Origin of the sequence: Neorhizobium sp. AL 9.2.2 (genome assembly GCF_013317225.1) — a bacterium.
Lineage (GTDB): Bacteria > Pseudomonadota > Alphaproteobacteria > Rhizobiales > Rhizobiaceae > Neorhizobium > Neorhizobium soli.
Window position 1 is genome coordinate 590,842 of record NZ_JAALXU010000001.1, and the last position, 16,950, is coordinate 607,791.

The 16,950-nt window shown below is 60.8% G+C and carries 14 protein-coding genes and 1 tRNA gene; 10 read left to right on the forward strand and 5 right to left on the reverse strand.

The window, feature by feature from the left end:
- Nucleotides 1-41: 41 nt before the first annotated feature.
- Nucleotides 42-2,018: an acetoacetate--CoA ligase gene (locus G6K99_RS02835; protein WP_174195644.1), complete on the forward strand. Its 1,977-nt coding sequence runs from the start codon at nucleotides 42-44 to the stop codon at nucleotides 2,016-2,018.
- Nucleotides 2,019-2,248: 230 nt separating this feature from the next.
- Here the strand turns inward: G6K99_RS02835 and G6K99_RS02840 are convergent, their stop codons facing one another.
- Nucleotides 2,249-6,301 carry a PAS domain S-box protein gene (locus tag G6K99_RS02840; protein WP_174195645.1) on the reverse strand — a complete coding sequence of 1,351 codons (4,053 nt, stop codon included), beginning with the start codon at nucleotides 6,299-6,301 and terminating at the stop codon, nucleotides 2,249-2,251.
- 238 nt (nucleotides 6,302-6,539) lie between these two features.
- On the opposite strand from G6K99_RS02840, the gene G6K99_RS02845 reads away from it, so the two are divergent.
- Complete coding sequence (locus tag G6K99_RS02845) at nucleotides 6,540-6,986, forward strand: phasin family protein (protein ID WP_174195646.1); 447 nt, start codon at nucleotides 6,540-6,542, stop codon at nucleotides 6,984-6,986.
- Nucleotides 6,987-7,127: 141 nt separating this feature from the next.
- Nucleotides 7,128-7,204: transfer RNA gene (locus tag G6K99_RS02850), tRNA-His, on the forward strand.
- 22 nt (nucleotides 7,205-7,226) lie between these two features.
- On the opposite strand, the gene G6K99_RS02855 is transcribed toward G6K99_RS02850, so the two are convergent.
- The gene (locus G6K99_RS02855) at nucleotides 7,227-7,691 is read right to left on the reverse strand and encodes a hypothetical protein (RefSeq protein ID WP_092661249.1); all 465 of its coding nucleotides are present in this window, start codon (nucleotides 7,689-7,691) and stop codon (nucleotides 7,227-7,229) included.
- Nucleotides 7,692-7,935: 244 nt separating this feature from the next.
- Between G6K99_RS02855 and G6K99_RS02860 the strand changes: the two genes are divergently transcribed.
- Complete coding sequence (locus G6K99_RS02860) at nucleotides 7,936-8,181, forward strand: helix-turn-helix transcriptional regulator (protein ID WP_062579161.1); 246 nt, start codon at nucleotides 7,936-7,938, stop codon at nucleotides 8,179-8,181.
- Between the two features lie 63 nt (nucleotides 8,182-8,244).
- Here the strand turns inward: G6K99_RS02860 and G6K99_RS02865 are convergent, their stop codons facing one another.
- A complete protein-coding gene (locus G6K99_RS02865; protein WP_174195647.1) occupies nucleotides 8,245-9,150 on the reverse strand; it encodes a LysR family transcriptional regulator in 906 nt (301 codons plus the stop codon).
- A gap of 122 nt (nucleotides 9,151-9,272) precedes the next feature.
- Here G6K99_RS02865 and G6K99_RS02870 point away from each other — a divergent pair, with 122 nt between their 5' ends.
- The 6 genes from G6K99_RS02870 to G6K99_RS02890 all read left to right on the forward strand — a co-directional run bounded on the left by G6K99_RS02870 (nucleotide 9,273) and on the right by G6K99_RS02890 (nucleotide 14,242).
- Nucleotides 9,273-10,769 carry a CoA-acylating methylmalonate-semialdehyde dehydrogenase gene (locus G6K99_RS02870; RefSeq protein ID WP_174195648.1) on the forward strand — a complete coding sequence of 499 codons (1,497 nt, stop codon included), beginning with the start codon at nucleotides 9,273-9,275 and terminating at the stop codon, nucleotides 10,767-10,769.
- A 108-nt stretch (nucleotides 10,770-10,877) separates the two neighbouring features.
- Entirely contained in the window at nucleotides 10,878-11,009 is a 132-nt protein-coding gene (locus G6K99_RS23380) for a hypothetical protein (RefSeq protein WP_256413688.1), read from the forward strand.
- 122 nt (nucleotides 11,010-11,131) lie between these two features.
- On the forward strand, nucleotides 11,132-11,608 hold the full coding sequence (gene rirA, locus G6K99_RS02875) for an iron-responsive transcriptional regulator RirA (RefSeq protein ID WP_174195649.1): 477 nt from the start codon (nucleotides 11,132-11,134) through the stop codon (nucleotides 11,606-11,608).
- Between the two features lie 143 nt (nucleotides 11,609-11,751).
- Nucleotides 11,752-12,822, forward strand: a complete 1,071-nt coding sequence (locus tag G6K99_RS02880; protein WP_174195650.1) for an AbrB family transcriptional regulator — start codon at nucleotides 11,752-11,754, stop codon at nucleotides 12,820-12,822.
- Between the two features lie 57 nt (nucleotides 12,823-12,879).
- Entirely contained in the window at nucleotides 12,880-13,401 is a 522-nt protein-coding gene (locus G6K99_RS02885) for a gluconokinase (RefSeq protein ID WP_062453756.1), read from the forward strand.
- A 196-nt stretch (nucleotides 13,402-13,597) separates the two neighbouring features.
- Complete coding sequence (locus tag G6K99_RS02890; RefSeq protein ID WP_174196027.1) at nucleotides 13,598-14,242, forward strand: TetR/AcrR family transcriptional regulator; 645 nt, start codon at nucleotides 13,598-13,600, stop codon at nucleotides 14,240-14,242.
- Nucleotide 14,243: 1 nt separating this feature from the next.
- On the opposite strand, the gene G6K99_RS02895 is transcribed toward G6K99_RS02890, so the two are convergent.
- Nucleotides 14,244-15,542, reverse strand: coding sequence for an FAD-binding oxidoreductase (locus G6K99_RS02895; RefSeq protein WP_174195651.1), 1,299 nt, complete (start codon nucleotides 15,540-15,542; stop codon nucleotides 14,244-14,246).
- A 1-nt stretch (nucleotide 15,543) separates the two neighbouring features.
- Nucleotides 15,544-16,902 carry a glutamine synthetase family protein gene (locus tag G6K99_RS02900; RefSeq protein WP_174195652.1) on the reverse strand — a complete coding sequence of 453 codons (1,359 nt, stop codon included), beginning with the start codon at nucleotides 16,900-16,902 and terminating at the stop codon, nucleotides 15,544-15,546.
- Nucleotides 16,903-16,950 lie beyond the last annotated feature (48 nt).

The following is a 16,950-nucleotide window of genomic DNA, read 5'->3' on the forward strand; positions in this document are numbered from 1 at the left end:
GGTCAGGGACGCGCCTGTGAACGGCATAGGAGGAGAATTGCATGAGTGAGCAGCAGCCGCTTTGGTCGCCATCGGAGGAGACGTTGCGGACAGCACCGCTTGCCCGCTTCATCGTCTGGTGCAGCGAGCGGTATTCAATCGGTTTTGAGGATTACGACGCATTCCACAGCTGGTCGATCGAACAGCGCGGCGATTTCTGGTCCGCCGTCTGGGATTTCTGCGGCGTCAAGGGCGACAAGGGCGACGTCTACCTGGACGACGATGGCGAGATGCTCGCCGCCCGCTTCTTTCCCCATGCACGCCTGAACTTCGCCGAAAACCTGCTTGCCGGCAGCGGAGCCGACGCGAAGACCTCGGACGCTCTGGTCTTCTGGGGCGAGGACAAGGTCAAGGACCGTTGGTCCTGGGAAAGGTTGCAGGGCGAGGTGTCAAGGCTTCAGCAGGCATACCGCGCACTCGGCATCGGCAGGGGAGATCGCATCGCCGCGATGATGCCGAATATGCCTGAAACGATCGCCTGCATGCTGGCAGCAGCCTCTATCGGGGCAATCTGGTCTTCCTGCTCACCGGATTTCGGTGAACAGGGCGTGCTGGACCGGTTCGGACAGATCGGCCCAAAGCTGTTCATCACCTGCGATGGCTACTGGTACAACGGCAAACTGCAGGATGTGTCGGCAAAGGTCGACGCGGTTTCAAAGACGCTCGGCGTACCGGTTCTGGTCGTGCCCTATGCAGGGTCGCAGGACAAGAATGCCGCGCCGCTCGCAAAGACCCTCTCCGACGGCCGCGCGCTTGCCGATTTCCTGGCGCCATTTACGGCACGGACCGTCGAATTCGAGCCGCTGCCGTTCTCGCATCCGCTCTACATCCTGTTTTCGTCAGGCACGACCGGCATCCCGAAATGCATCGTCCACTCGGCCGGCGGCACGCTTCTCCAGCATGTGAAGGAACATCGGCTGCATTGCGGCATCGAGCCGGGTGAAAACCTGTTCTACTTCACTACCTGTGGCTGGATGATGTGGAACTGGCTGGTCTCCGGTCTCGCAGTTGGCGCCACACTCTGCCTCTATGACGGTTCGCCCTTTGCTCCGGATGGCAACATCCTGTTTGACTATGCTGAACAGGAGCGGTTCGCCGTTTTCGGCACGTCCGCGAAATATATCGACGCCGTGCGCAAAAGTGGCATCGTGCCTGCGCAGAGCCACGATCTGTCCACCCTTCGCCTCGTGACCTCGACGGGCTCGCCGCTGTCACCGGAAGGCTTTTCCTTCGTCTATCAGGGCATCAAGAACGACGTCCATCTCGCCTCCATCTCCGGTGGCACGGATATCGTCTCCTGCTTCGTGCTGGGCAATCCGCTGAAGCCGGTCTGGCGCGGCGAGATCCAGGGGCCGGGACTCGGCCTTGCCGTCGATGTCTGGAACGACGAGGGCCAGCCGGTGCGTGGCGAAAAGGGCGAACTGGTCTGCACCAAGGCATTCCCCTCCATGCCGCTGATGTTCTGGAACGATCCCGACGGTCAGAAATACCGAGCCGCCTATTTCGAGCGGTTCGACAACATCTGGTGCCACGGCGATTTCGCCGAATGGACGTCCCATGGCGGCATCGTCATCCATGGCCGTTCCGATGCGACGCTTAATCCCGGCGGGGTTCGGATCGGCACGGCTGAGATCTACAATCAGGTCGAGCAGATGGACGAGATCGCCGAAGCGATCTGTATCGGCCAGGACTGGGACGAGGATGTGCGCGTCGTGCTGTTCGTCCGGCTGGCGGACGGACTGACGCTGGACGACCGACTGACCAGGGAGATTAAGGCGCGTATTCGCGCAGGCGCCTCGCCACGGCACGTGCCGGCAAGGATCATCCAGGTCGCCGATATTCCCCGCACCAAATCCGGCAAGATCGTCGAACTTGCCGTGCGCGATATCGTTCACAATCGGCCGGTCAGAAATCGGGAGGCGCTTGCCAACCCGGACGCGCTGGAGCTGTTTGCCAATGTCGCGGAGTTGCGGAATTGACGGCCATCAGGTGCCCTGTGCCATTGCGGTTCGCAGTGCCTGCATTGCCGGAACTGGTATTGGTTTTTAACGGCGTGTTAAGCCTCGCCCGCCAAAACTGATCCGGCATGATACTTTTCGTGTAGGGAAGATGAGCAAGGCTCAGGCTTTGCTGATTAGGAAGTCTTCCGTCACTTTTCGAACAGCATCAATTCCAGGCAGCCTCAGGGCTGCCTTCTTTTTACGTGCGTTCAGTTGGCAAGCACCCGCTGCGGCGGAAAGGTGATTTCCACCAGCGTTCCCTCGTTCGGCGCCGAGCTGATCGAGAAGGCTGCCTTGTTTGCATCCACCATCGCCTTGGTAAGCGGCAGCCCGAGACCTGTTCCGTCGCCACGCTTGCGGGCAGCACCGGCAACCTGCCGGAAAGGCTTCATCGCAAGTTCCAGTTCCGCCCGGGTCATGCCGATCCCGGTATCCCGGATACGCAGCGCCACGCTGCCATTCGGCTCGTAGGCGGTCGACACCACGATCTGCCCGCCCGATGGCGTGAAGCGGATCGCATTCGAAAGAATGTTGAGTGCAATCTGCTTGACCGAGCGCAGATCGGCCACGACTTGCGGCACAGCCTGCGACAGCGCGGTGCGGATGATCACCCGTTGGCCGTTTGCCTGCGGCTGCACCAGCGACACGGCTTCCGATATCGTCTCGTTGAGACCGACAGCGACGAAATCCAGCTCCATCTCGCCGGCTTCGATTTTCGAGATGTCGAGAAGGTCGTTGACGATGTCGAGTACGTGGCGACCGGACCGACCGATGTCGTTGGCATATTCGATATAGCGCGGATGGCCGATCGGCCCAAACCGCTCGCCGGCCATCATGTCTGAAAAGCCGATGATGGCGTTAAGCGGCGTGCGGATCTCGTGGCTGACATGCGCCAGGAAATCGCTCTTGTGCGCGTTGGCTGTCTCGGCGGCGCGCTTTGCCGTGCGAAGCTCGTCTTCGGTGCGCTTCCACTGGGTAATATCGCGGATCACGGCGCAATAACCGTTCGACGAGGTCAGCTTGCCGATCGTCATAAACAGCGGCAAGAACCCGCCGGACGCTTCGCGACCGATCACCTCGCGGCCATCGTTCAGCACGCTGGCAACGCCATGCCCGGCAAGTCCGGAAAGATAATCGACGATCGCCCGCTGGCTTTCATGGGCAAACAGCATCACGAACGGTTTGCCGTCGATTTCTTCCTGATCGTAGTTGAACAGCGCGCTTGCCGCCCTGTTCACCGAACGGATCTCGCCATCCGCACCGATCAGCACGACGCCATCGGTCGCAGTTTCCAGGATTGCACGCAACTCTTCGACTTCCACCTGCAGCCGGACCAACTGGTCGGCAGGGCGGACCGTGCGGGCAACCGTGCGGATTTCCTCGCCCGGGTGATCGGACAGCGAGTTTGCTTCCGACGCGTCGGATGTCGTCGGCATCAGCGCCAGCATCAGGGCCGTCGTGTCGTCCCAGCGAACCGATTGCAGACGTGCGGTCACCGGCAGGATCTCGTCGTCGGCACGCACCACCACCATGCCGCTTGGTCTCGCACCATCGCCATCGAAGTCCTGGCGCTGCAAGAGGGCATCCAGCCCGCCGACCTCTTCCAGTTCCTCAAGTGATGCATAGCCGGTCAGCTTGAGGAATTCCGGATTGCAATGGATCAGCGTGTCGCCGTTGTGAACGAGCAGTGCCACCGGCATCTGGTCGACAATCTCGGCGGAGAGGCCGATGCGCTCGCGCACCGGGATCATGCTCAGCAGAGGGACGTCGGATGGCTCGACATGCTCTGGCTCCGGCGCAACATCTGCGGGCTCAAGCATTGGCGCAGCCGGGATTTCCGTGCCAGCGTCGTCCTCGCTGTCGCTCTGGTTCTCGTTTGCAGCGACAGGCGGGAAGTCCGAGGCGAAGTGGTCGTCAACAGCGCTGCCGTCGAGATCCGTTTCGGATGCCTCGATGCTATGGCCTTCGTCGCCCGCCTGAGCGACAATCTCAGCCTCATCCGACACGTGGTCTTCTGCGGCCGGTGCGTCATCGGCGGAACGCGCATCTTCTTCGGATGCCATGTCTGAAGCAGGCTGCTCCTGCCAAGCATTGGTCACACCAGTCTCATCTGCCCCTGGCTCTGAAACGTCAGTATTCTCTGCGGAAATCTCGCTTGCGGCGGAAGCTTTGCTCGGCGCTGGTTCAGCCGGCGCAGTCTCGGCGTTTGCTGGCGTTTCTTCCGTTGCGCGGTCGAGCTGGCGCCCAATCTCGCGGAAGGCCGCCTGTTCGACCGGCGTCAGGCGGGCGCGGTGTTCTTCGAGCTGGATGACCTTGTCGGACTGGCGACGGCCGGGGTTCTCGACCAGCCGCAGCGCAGGACGCTCACCGGCCGGCCACTCGAGCGGGGCAGCGTCGGAACGGTCGCTATCGGAATAGGTGGTTCCGTAGATAGCGCTATCGGAGGGGGACGTTGCTTCGGGCTCCGCCGGTTGCGCTTCCGTCTCCACCGGGCGGTCTTCCAGAACGTCGGAGACCTGCTCCGCGTCATCGGATGGCAGATCGGCGGCGTTTACCGCGTCCTCGATGCCCGGTTCGTCAGTCTCCTTGACCGCTTCATCCTCGACCGTCGTCGGCGAAAGCGTCAGGCCGGTGGCGTCAGGATCATCCTTGGCGTCGGCGATCCGCACGATGCCGAAGCCGCGGAAGCCGTCGAATTCGCGACTGCGGGTATAGGTGGGCAATGCCGCCAGATCGACCGGCACGACAAGTGCCGTGCCCTCTACCGGCCACCAGATGGTTTTGCCCGACCAGGTGTCGCGCTTGCCGAGCAGTTCGGTGATGCGCCCCTCGGGATCGAGATGGAAGAGAGCGGCGAGGTCGGAAAACGCCATGCCGACAACATCTGCCGCATGCGGTCCCACGGCCTTGGCGAATTCGCCCGAGACCTCTGTAAACTGCCCATCGGCATCGATCTTCCAGACGAAACGCACAGCGCGTGAATCGCGGCTGAACACAAAGCCTTCGACGTCGCCGGATGCATCGGGCTCGGCAACCGTAGTTTCGGGAGCGGCGACCGATGTCAGAGCCTGCTCGCTCCGTGTTTCGGCGGGCTCGGATGCTTCCGCAGCTTCCGGTGCCGGAAAGAGGTTTTCCGCGATCTCGTCCGAGGCTTCCGCGATCTCATGCGCCGGAATGTCTTCGACAACATCCTCCGACACGATGTCTTCGGCAAATGCTTCCGGAGCGGGCTCCAGATCGACTTCTTCACTCTCCGGCTCTACCGCCGCCGCTTCTTCAACTGGTACGTCGCCATCGACCGGCGCGTCAGCAACCGTAGCTGCGTCGTTAACCGCGGTTACCGCAGCCTCTATTTCCACAACCGGCTCCGGCTGCTCGGCGGGCTCGGAAATTTCTTCGTCCGCCGCAGTCTCTTCAATCGCGACCGTGTTGATCTCGGTTGCCTCTGTCGCCGTCACGGTTTCAGGAAGCTCGAACTCTTCCTGAGCCTCAACGTCGTCCTCGATCGCGGCAAGGGCGTCGATGACGGCAGTCTCGTCATCGGGCACCATCGCAACGACGCCGGGATCAACCAAGGTTTGCGGGGTAACCGCGTCATCGGTCGCCATATCGACAGTGAACAGAATGTAGAGGGCAGGGGCGTCCGAAAGCTTGCCGATGGCAGCCGGAAGGTTGCCCTTGGCGGTCGTGATCGGCCGTTTGGCAAGCCGGCTGGGATCGGCGGATGCCGTCGCCGAAAGTGTCGTGATCGCCGCTTCCGATATGTCGAGACTTCCAAAACGCTCGGAGGCAGCAGCAACCTTGCCTGCCGCGTCAACGATAGCGATATGGGTGTCTGCTTCCTCGAAGCCCTCGATCATCCGCTCCGCACGCTCGGCGATCGTTGCAAGCTCCCGCTCGGGTGCTGCCGAAAACAGAATGGCCCGCTCGCCATGGACTTCGACAAGTTCACAGGCCCCGCGAAGCACGACCCGTTGGAAACCTGAAATAACGCGGACTGCGAGGCCTCTTGTATCGCCGACCTTGGCAAGCTGGCGGGCGGTTGCCTCGACCTGACGAAAGGCCACGTCGGCGCGGTTCGGCCCCTGATCGATCAGGTCGTAGATCGAGCCAAATCCGAAGAGCGCTGCACCGCGTCCGTTCGCCCACAAAGGCATGCGCATGTCGGAGGAAAACAGCACGATTCCGTCGCCCGCTGCAAAGCGTTCCCTGACGCGCTCGTGGACGGCGATGTCGATGAAAGGGTACTGTACAGAGGACATGAACGACCTGTCGGTTAACTACCGGCATTCCTGAGAGACTTAATCCTTCGTTAATACCTTGCCCCCCTTCCGGGGTCCACAGGCCGACTGGTTAAACCTCCGTCAGGGTTAACGGCGGCGCTTTTGTGCGCCGCACAAATTCGTTGCGCGGCACAACGTTTGCGATTATATTTCAGGCATCCAACTCCGGCTTTTGCCCATTTAAAAGTCGGGGTAGAGCCTTGGAGGAGCTTTCGCGATGACACACGGCACAGAAGAGATGTTTTCGTTTTCCGCTTTCGATCCCATGAAGCTTGGCGAACGCCTTCGCGACCTTACCGGGCAGGGCGCAAGCCAGTCCAGTGAAGCCTATGCTAGGATGAAAGCCGCGACAGAGGAAGCCACCACGGCGGTGGAATCCACAGTTCACACGGCCCAGTCCGGGTCCGTTGAACTCGGGCTGAAGGCAATGGAAGCGTTCCGGTCCAGTGCGGATCTGTCACTCTCGCATATGCAGGCGCTGCTCGGCGTCAAATCAGCGTCGGAATTCTTCGAATTGCAGACCTCGTTCATCCGCCGTCAGGCAGAGGCGACGGTCGAGCAGGCAAAATCCATGCAGGACATGGCCCGCCAGCTTGCAGAAGACGTGTCGCGGCCGGGCAAGGAAGCTGCCGAAAAGGCAATGGCAAATTTCCGAACCGCTTGATAGCGACCAGCGCATCACGCCCGTATTCCATGGCCGCCGACTGGGCGGCCATTCCATTTTTGGCTTCGTTCTCTCAAAAGGGGCTTGCCAAACGCTGCCGATGGCAGTATCTGCACCGGCGACGCGATTTAGGCGTCTCGTGCGGTTGTAGCTCAGTTGGTTAGAGCGCAGGCTTGTGGCGCCTGAGGTCAGTGGTTCGACCCCACTCAACCGTACCACTTTTTTTCCTGGAATTTCAGATCAGTGAAGCGGCTTGTCGCCGGCAATCCGCATGGCGTCCTGAAACACACGGCCGAGCCTGGCGCGTTCTTCGCCCAGTTGGACCAGGGCCTTGTTGAACCGCCGCGCTACGGCAGCATCGATATCGCTCCGCCGGACCTGGTTTGGTTTCTGGCCATCCTGCGATTTGACAATCATCGGGCGACCGATGTTTTCCTGAAACTGCGCCAATGTCATGCCCGCCTTCAGCAACAGCGTGCGCATATGAGTCCTGTTTTCGGTCGCTAGCGTCAACCGGAAAGCATTGACCAGCGAGTCCTTGGAGGCCGGCAGGTCGCGCACGTCGAAGAGGTCGTTCTTCGTCTCGTGTTCGCGCAAATAGGTCAGGTGAAGCTCCACAAGGCGATGCGCCGCCTCGAGAATGTCAGCATCCGTGCTTCCGGGTATACCCAGATTTTCAAAACGTTTCGAACTCGACTGATGCATATTGACGTCCCTATTCGAGCAGAGAACGCGCGAAGACTGTTTTTGTTCGAAAAAGCGGCAAACAACGGGCTCAGATCCGCGACGACGCTCAACACTTTTTGTTGCAGTGCAGCGAATGCCCTTGCCGTGGGGGCATCAATGCATATCTATTGGGCTCTGGCGGCACCAAAATTGTGCAGTCGAACTTCGGGCTGCTTGCCCCCTTCACTGCCTAGCGGCAGATTTTGACGGAAGGAAGATTACCATGACGGTTTCCATTAATAACTTTCGTGCCTCGACAGAACAGGTTCTCGCACCGGATCAGGTGGCTGGGTTGATTGCCCAGGCGCGCCAGGCTGCCGGCTACAGCATCGACGATCTTGCCGTTACGACCGGATTGGTCACGGACGAGATCGTGGGTATGGAGAACGGCACGGATTTCGATCCTGCCAAGTTGAAGCGCATCGCAAATGCCCTCAAGATGCCGATGTCGGTTCTGAAGGCGTCGTAATCGCAGACGTCCGGCCTATCAGGCTGGACGCTGTGAATGCTTAAGGCCCGCTTCTCGCGGGCTTTATTTTTGTCCGGACGGCGGTTTCCACACGAAGATCCGCGCTTCCTCCTGAATGACTTCCCGCAGGAAATCCGCGACGGTTCGAACCCGCACCAGGTTCCTGGCCGTCTCGTGATAACTGCTCCAATAGGCCCGGCGAATGGAGATGTCCGGAAGGATGCGGGTCAGGTTCATGTCCTGCGAAGCGACATAGTCGTGCAGAATGCCGATCCCGGCGCCGGACCGCACCGCTTCGATCTGGCCGATTGCGCTCGAAATCTCGAACCCGGCATCCCAGTTGCGCATCACCTCGCCGGTGAAGTTAAGCAACGGGGAAAAGATCAGGTCTTCCACATAACCGATCCGCGCATGGTCCTTGAGGGCCTCGATACTGTCGGGCACGCCTGCGTCCTTAAGATAGGCTTTCGAGGCGTAGAGGCCGAGCGTGTAATCCGTCAGCCGCGATGAGACCAGGCGCCCCTGTTCTGGCCGGTCGATCGTGATTGCGATATCCGCTTCCCGTTGCGACAGCGAAAACGAGCGTGGCACCGGCACGAGTTGCAGTTTCAGCTGCGGATGCCGCTTCGTCAGCATTCCCAGGCGCGAGGCAAGGAAGTGCACGCCGAACCCGTCGGGTGCGCCGACCCGCACGGTACCGGCAATTGCCGCGTCGATCCGACCGGTACTCGCCTGCGCGTCCAGCATTTCCGTTTCGATCCGCTCGGCGGCCCGCAGAAACACCTCTCCCTCCGGCGTCAACTCGCAGCCATTGGTGCGGCGGATCAGCAGCCGCGTGCGCAGATCCTCTTCCAGCGCTGATATCCGGCGCCCGACCGTCGCATGGTTGATGCCCAGCCGACGGGAAGCCGCCAGGATCTGTCCGCTGCGCGCCACAGCCAGGAAAAGCCGCAGGTCATCCCAGTTCATCGTCACCTCACGGTGGGTATCGTTGTGTCGAATTTTGCACAACGGATGCGTAAACCATGGCGTTGCCTTGTGCAAATTGACGCGTATCCTCGCCGCTTACAATTTCAAGAAGGAGGATCACCATGTACGAGATCGGTCATTTCATCGGCGGCAAGCATTTTGCCGGCACGAGCGGGCGCACGGCCAATGTCTTCAATCCGGCAACGGGCGAAGTCCAGGCGACGGTGGCGCTTGCGAGCGATGCGGATCTGAATGCAGCCGTCGAGAATGCCAAGGCTGCCCAGCCGAACTGGGCCGCCACCAACCCGCAGCGCCGCGCCCGCGTCTTCATGAAGTTCGTCCAGTTGTTGAATGACAACATGAATGAACTTGCCGAGATGCTGTCGCGCGAGCATGGCAAGACGATCGAGGATGCCAAGGGCGACATCGTTCGCGGTCTTGAAGTCTGTGAATTCGTCATCGGCATCCCGCATCTTTCCAAGAGCGAGTTCACCGAGGGTGCCGGTCCGAACATCGACATGTATTCCATTCGGCAAGCGGTCGGGATCGGTGCCGGCATCACGCCGTTCAACTTCCCGGCGATGATCCCGATGTGGATGTTTGCACCCGCGATTGCCTGCGGCAATGCCTTCATCCTGAAGCCCTCCGAGCGCGATCCCTCCGTGCCGATGCGTCTGGCCGAACTGATGATCGAGGCAGGCCTTCCGGCCGGCATTTTGAACGTCGTCAACGGCGACAAGTCCGCGGTCGATGCGATCCTGACGCATCCGGATATCTCTGCCGTCTCGTTTGTCGGCTCGACGCCGATCGCCCGCTACGTCTACGGAACCGCCGCCATGAACGGCAAGCGCGCACAGTGCTTCGGCGGCGCGAAGAACCACATGATCATCATGCCGGATGCCGATCTCGACCAGGCCGCCAACGCCCTGATGGGCGCCGGTTACGGCTCGGCCGGCGAGCGCTGCATGGCGATCTCGGTGGCAGTCCCGGTCGGCGAGGAAACCGCCAACCGCCTGATCGAGAAGCTGACACCGATGGTCGAATCCCTGCGCATTGGTCCCTACACGGATGAAAAGGCCGACATGGGCCCGGTCGTCACCAAGGAAGCCAAGGAGCGCATTCTCGGCCTGATCAACAAGGGTGTCGAAGAGGGCGCAAACCTCGTTGTCGATGGCCGCGACTTCAAGCTGCAGGGCTATGAAAACGGCAATTTCGTCGGCGGCTGCCTGTTCGACAACGTCACGCCCGATATGGACATCTACAAGACCGAAATCTTCGGCCCGGTCCTGTCGGTGGTGCGCGCCAAGACCTATGAGGAAGCGCTCGACCTGCCGATGCGCCATGAATACGGCAATGGTGTTGCGATCTATACCCGCGACGGCGATGCCGCCCGTGACTTCGCCTCGCGCATCAATATCGGCATGGTCGGCATCAACGTTCCGATCCCGGTGCCGCTCGCCTATCACTCCTTTGGCGGCTGGAAGTCCTCGTCCTTCGGCGACCTCAACCAGCATGGCACGGATTCGATCAAGTTCTGGACCCGCACCAAGACGGTAACCAGCCGCTGGCCCACAGGCATCAAGGATGGCGCCGAATTCGTCATGCCCGTCATGAAGTAAGCCCGACTGTCGAATAGACACGCTCCGCCGCATTCTCGTGCGGCGGAGACATTGACCTCTTCCTAGGCGCTGCTAATTTACACATTCGTGTGAGGGGGAGTGTTCATCATGAATTACGAGTGGGACGTTTCGCGCGCGCGCCGCATCCGCCTGGCAAAAATCGGCATAACGTTTCTGGCGGCGACCTTCCTGTTTGCAGTTCCAGTCTGGTTTGCGGTACACATGGGCCTTGCCGGATAATGCCGGCAATAAAGCGCGTCATCGGCAACGCAGCGTTCAAGGGCAATTTCGCAAACTTTGGAATTGTTCAAAACTAGCAAACCCACTATGTATGGGGCCGTGACGAGTCTCGGGAGACGAATATGCGCCTGACAAAGCAGACCAACTACGCCGTTCGCATGCTCATGTACTGTGCTGCGAACGAGGGGAAGCTCAGCCGCATCCCGGAGATCGCGCGCGCCTATGGCGTGTCCGAACTGTTTCTCTTCAAGATCCTGCAGCCTTTGACCAAGGCCGGCCTGATCGAGACCGTTCGCGGCCGAAACGGCGGGGTTCGCCTCGGTCGCGCTGCCGACCGTATCACTCTGTTTGATGTGATCCGCGTGACGGAAGACAGTTTCGCGATGGCCGAATGTTTCGAGGAGGGCGTCGCCGAATGTCCTCTGGTCGATAGCTGTGGTCTCAACTCGGCACTTCGCAAGGCGCTGAATGCCTTCTTCGACGTGCTGGCAGACTATACGATCGACGATCTGGTCAAGGCGCGCCCGCAGATCAACTTCCTGCTCGGGATCGATCCGCCGCCGGCAATCGCCAAGATGGTCGCGGCACCGGCCGCCTGATCTCAATACAGATCTCATCGCAGCATCAGTTTAGCGGCCCGGCAGGTTGACCTCCGGGCTGTCTTCTTTAGGAGTAGGCAACGTTTCCTTTATTGATGGCCCCTTGAGCCTGGCTCCGGGTGGTCACCCAGATATTCGTTGCTATGCCCTTTTCCCAATTGCGTGAATTTGCCCTGACCGCGCTGGTCGGTGCCGGCGGTGCGCTGATCGCCGCGATGATCGGCTTCCCCGCTCCCTATCTGATCGGTCCGGCGCTGGCCGTGTCGCTTGCGGGTATCGCAGGCCTCACCGTCTCGATCCCGAAAATCGTCCGGAACGGCTGCTTCATCGTCATCGGCATCTCGATGGGGGCGACCGTCACGCCCGACATCCTGGTGGCGATCAAGCGCTGGCCGCTTAGCTTCGTGATGGTCATGGTTACCGTCACGGCCCTGCTTTACGTCGCGGCCTGGGTCATGCAGCGTTTCTTCCATTACGACCGCACCACGGCTTTCCTCGCAGCTTCGCCGGGACATCTGAGCTACGTGCTCAGTCTTGCCGCTGACATGCGTTGCGACCAGCGAACGGTCGGCATTTCCCAGAGCGTGCGCGTGCTTCTGTTGACGATCAGCGTACCCCTGATTGTCACAGCATTCGATCTTGGCGGCGGAGATAGTGTCGCTCAGGTCATCGCGATGGACCTGCCGATGCTGTTGGGCATCCTTGCGATCTCGACCGTCATCGGCATGCTCTTCCTGCGCTGGAAGCTTCCCGCAGCACTTCTGCTCGCCGGCACACTGGTTTCGATCTCAACCCACGTGACATCGTTCGCCACCGGTGGCGTTCCCTCCTGGCTCATTGTCCCCGTCTATATCCTTCTCGGCGCCAACATCGGAACGCGCTTTTGCGGCATCTCGCTTCTCGAGGTGCGCACAGCGCTCGTATCCGGCCTCGTGGTCACGGTGATCGTCTCGGTCATGGCGGCGGCCATGGCCGGCACCGTCTCGTATGTCCTGGACATACCGCTCGATGCGGCCCTGATCGCGTTTTCGCCCGGTGGGCTGGAGACCATGGCGGCGATGGCGGTCATGCTGCATGCCGACCCGACCTATGTCGGCGCCCATCACGTCCTGCGCCTGATCTTTCTGTCGATCCTGATGCCGTTTGCGCTCGGGCGCGATGAAACGGGTCCGGGCAAGTCCGCGACTGGCGTTGAAGATCGCCGGGACTTGTGATCTGTCGCTCAATGCGGTTGAAGGAGACCGGCTGTCGATATCAAAGAGGAGCAACCAATGAGCAAACAGGCTGGCAGAGCCATCATCGTCATGGGCGTCAGCGGCGCTGGAAAGAGTTCCGTCGCTGAGCGTCTGGCAGAGAGCCTGAATTGCCGCTTCATGGAAGGCGACAGTCTGCATCCGCAGTCCAATGTCGACAAGATGGCGCAGGGAACTCCGCTCACCGATGAAGACCGCTGGCCCTGGCTCGACGTGATCGGCGAGAAGATCGCCGAGGCTCTCGCGCGTTCAGAAGACCTCGTGGTGACCTGCTCTGCACTGAAAGTCGTCTACCGCGAACGGCTGCGCAGCGCTGCGGGTGGCAAACTGACCTTCGTGTTTCTCAAAGGAAGCCAGGAGCTGTTGAGCCGCCGGATGGGCGAGCGCAAGGGCCATTTCATGCCGACGTCTCTGTTGCAAAGCCAGCTCGCCACGCTGGAAAGCCCCGAGGGTGAAGCAGGCGTCGTGACCGTCGACATTGACGCCACGCTCGACCGCATCGTGGCAGATGCCGTAGCGGGGTTGAAGGATACGATATGACACGCGATCCTAATTCAAGATAGACTGTTTGAGTGTCGAATTATTTTCAAAATTCTAATGCTTTCGGTGATCCGACATGCCTGACTTGCCGTACAACGCAAACTTATAATGTAACTATGCTGCCAGGTGCCTCTCTTATCGCCTCGTCCAGTATAGGCGACAGGGCGTACGGAGAGAGTTGCGGATGCGAGATTCGATGCAGAGTGCAGGCGGGAGTTCACTTCGTCGGGTACCGAAACAGGAAAGAAGCCGCGAACGCATTGATGATATCCTGAAGGTCTCGATGGAGCTGATCGGTGAAAAGGGTATCGATGCGGTCACGATGAAGGAGATTGCGTCTCTTTCAGGTGGTCCGATCGCCTCCGTCTACCAGTATTTCCCCAACAAGTCGGCGATCATCGCCATGCTCCATGAGCGCTATGTCGAGGAAGTCCGCGGTATCATCGTCGGACATATTCCGCAGATCTCGACGGCTGAAGACGCGCTGGATGCAACGGACGTTCTTTTCGACCTCTATTACACCCGCATGCGCGAAAAGCCGTCGACGCAGGATCTGTTGAACGCCATCCAGGCCGACAAGGCGCTGGCAGACCGTGATATTACCGAGACCCGCTTCCAGGCCGACCTCTTCTTCGAGATCACCAAACGTTTCGTCAGCGAACAGCTTTGGGAGAACTACGCCCGCACACTGTTTCTCATGTTCCACATGGCCGCGGCAACATTGCGTCTGGCACTGATGGTGACGGAAGACGAGGCGGCCAAAATCGTTGCACAGTTCAAGTCGATCGTCCGGGCACAGTCGACCTATTACTTCAAAGGCAGTTTTCCCGCATCGCTGTAAGCTACAGCCCGAGTTTGTCCCGCATGCCGTACCACCATGCTCCAAGCGCGGTGAGCGGCACGCGAAACGCCCGCCCGCCCGGGAAGGGTAGGTTGGGCAGGGATGCCCAGGTATCGAACCTCTCCGCATGGCCGGCCACCGCTTCGCCCAGGATCTTGCCGAGCAGATGCGTGGTAGTCACGCCGTGACCGCTGTCGCCGTGCGAGAAGAACACGGTGTCGGCAAGCTTGCCCACATGCGGAATGCGCGTCAGCGTGAGCGCGAAATTGCCGCTCCACGCGTAGTCGATCCTGACATGCTTTAGCTGCGGAAAGGTCTTGAGCATGTTCGGGCGGATCACGCCCGTCAGGTCCTTCGGGTCGCTGCCGCCATAACCGATGCCGCCGCCGTAGAGCAGCCGGTTGTCGGCGGTGCGGCGATAGTAGTCGAGAATGTAATTGGCATCCTCGACGCAGTAATTTGCCGGCAGAAGGCTTTCGATCAGGCCCGCCTCCAGCGGCTCCGTCGCCATCACCTGGCTCGAAACCGGCATCATCCGGCCATGGATCTCCGGCAGCAGAGGCGACAGATAGGCGTTGCCGCACACCAGCACATAGGATGCGGTGACGCGGCCCTTGTCGGTTCTGACCACGGGCTTTGCCGTCTGGTCGATGCCGACCACCCGCGATCCCTCGAAAATCCGCGCGCCGAGGCTTTCGGCCGCTGCCGCTTCCCCGAGCACCAGATTGAGCGGATGGATATGGCCACCCTTTCGGTCGATCATGCCGCCGGCATAGCGGTCGCTTTTCACATAGCGTCCGACGTCAGCCTTCGAGACCATCTCCAGCCCGTCATGGCCGTGCTGTTCCCATACGGCCTTGTGCACCTCCATCTCGCGCACCTGCTTGTCGGTAAACGCCGCAAAGAAACCGCCGGGCACGAGACCGCAGTCGATCCCGTATTGCGCCACGCGGCCGCGAATGATCTCGCCGCCTTCGAGCGACATCGCGCCAAGCTGCACGGCCTTGTCGCGCCCGTAGCGTCCGGCGATCGTCTCCAGATCGCGGCTGTAGCCGTTGACGATCTGCCCGCCATTGCGGCCCGACGCGCCGAAGCCGATCCGCTCCGCCTCCAGCACCACGACGGAATAGCCGCGCTCGGCCAGTTCGAGAGCGGCCGAGATGCCGGAAAAGCCCGCGCCGATCACGCAGACATCCGCCTCGATCTCGCCCTCGAGGGCAGGGCGCACCCGTTTGTCGTTGGCCGAGGCGGCATACCAGGAATTGGCGTGGCGCGGATTGTCTGCGGGTTTGAAAGCCATCTTACACCGTCCTGATATAGGCGTCGTATTCGACGTCGGTCACCCGCAGAGAAAATTCCGACAGTTCCTGCTGCTTGCAGGCCGTATAGAGCGACCGGTATTTCGGCCCGAGCGTCGCATAGGCGAATGTGGAGCGGGAAAACTGCTGCAGCGCATAGTCCCAGTTGGTCGGCAGCGGTTCATGGCTGATCGCATGGTCGTCGCCGGTGATCGCCCCACCCGGATTGCGCTTCTCCTTGATGCCGGCAAGGGCCGCACTGAGGATCATCGCCAGCACAAGATAGGGATTGGTGTCGGAACCGGCGACGCGGTGCTCGATCCGGGTCGCCGGCTTCGAGGCCGTGATGACGCGCACGGCGGCCGAGCGGTTGTCGAAGCCCCAGGAGGCATAGGTCGGGGCGTGTTCGGACGGGCGCAGGCGCCGGTAGGAATTGGCATGCGGGGCAAACACCGCCATGCTTTCCCCCATGTTTTCCAAAAGCCCGCCCACCGAATGAAACAGCGCTTCGGACGGCCCGTTCTCGCCCATATAGACATTGCGGCCGTCGCTATCGATCAGCGAGAAATGCACATGCATGCCGCTTCCGGCCTGCATGCCATAGGGCTTTGCCATGAACGTCGCGTCGAGATCGTTGGCGCGCGCCACGCCCTTGACGATCCGCTTGAGGAGCACCGCATAATCGGCAGCCTTCAGCGCGTCTGGCACGTGGTTGAGGTTGATCTCATACTGGCCCGGGCCGTTTTCCCGCAGTGTCGTATCGGCCGGTATCCCTTGCGCCCTCGCTGCAGAGGCGATGCCGTGGAAGACATTCTCGAAATCCTGCAGCTCGGAAATCGAGAGCACCTGTGTCTGGCCCGTATGCCAGCGGCCCTCGCGTGAATTCGGTGGCCGCACCGGGTCGATCGCCGAACGGATTGGGTCGATCAGGTAGAATTCCAGCTCCGTCGCCACGACCGGCGTCAGGCCGATCCGCTCGAAACCTTTGAGAACATTCGCCAGCACCTGGCGCGGATCGCCGTAAAATCCGGTCCCGTCCTGCTCGTTCATGCCCAGTAGAACCTGCGCCGTTGGCCGCTTCAGCCATGTCACACGCGACAGTGTGTCGGCGATGGGAAAGCAGATGCCATCCGGATCACCCGTGCCCTCCGCAAGGCCCGCGGCATTGACGTCGCGTCCCCAGACGTCGAGCGCGTAGACCGAGCGCGGCATCGCCATGCCCTTCGAAAGCACGTCGAGCGCTCGTTCGCGCGGGATCCACTTGCCCCGCGGCACGCCGTTGACGTCGATCACGAAGGCTTCGAGAACCTCGATATCGGGATTGTCATCGAGAAAGGTCCGGGCTGTATCGATCGTATCCATGAAAACACCGGTAGCCCAGACTTTCTCCTGCCGCTAGACCAAATGAAG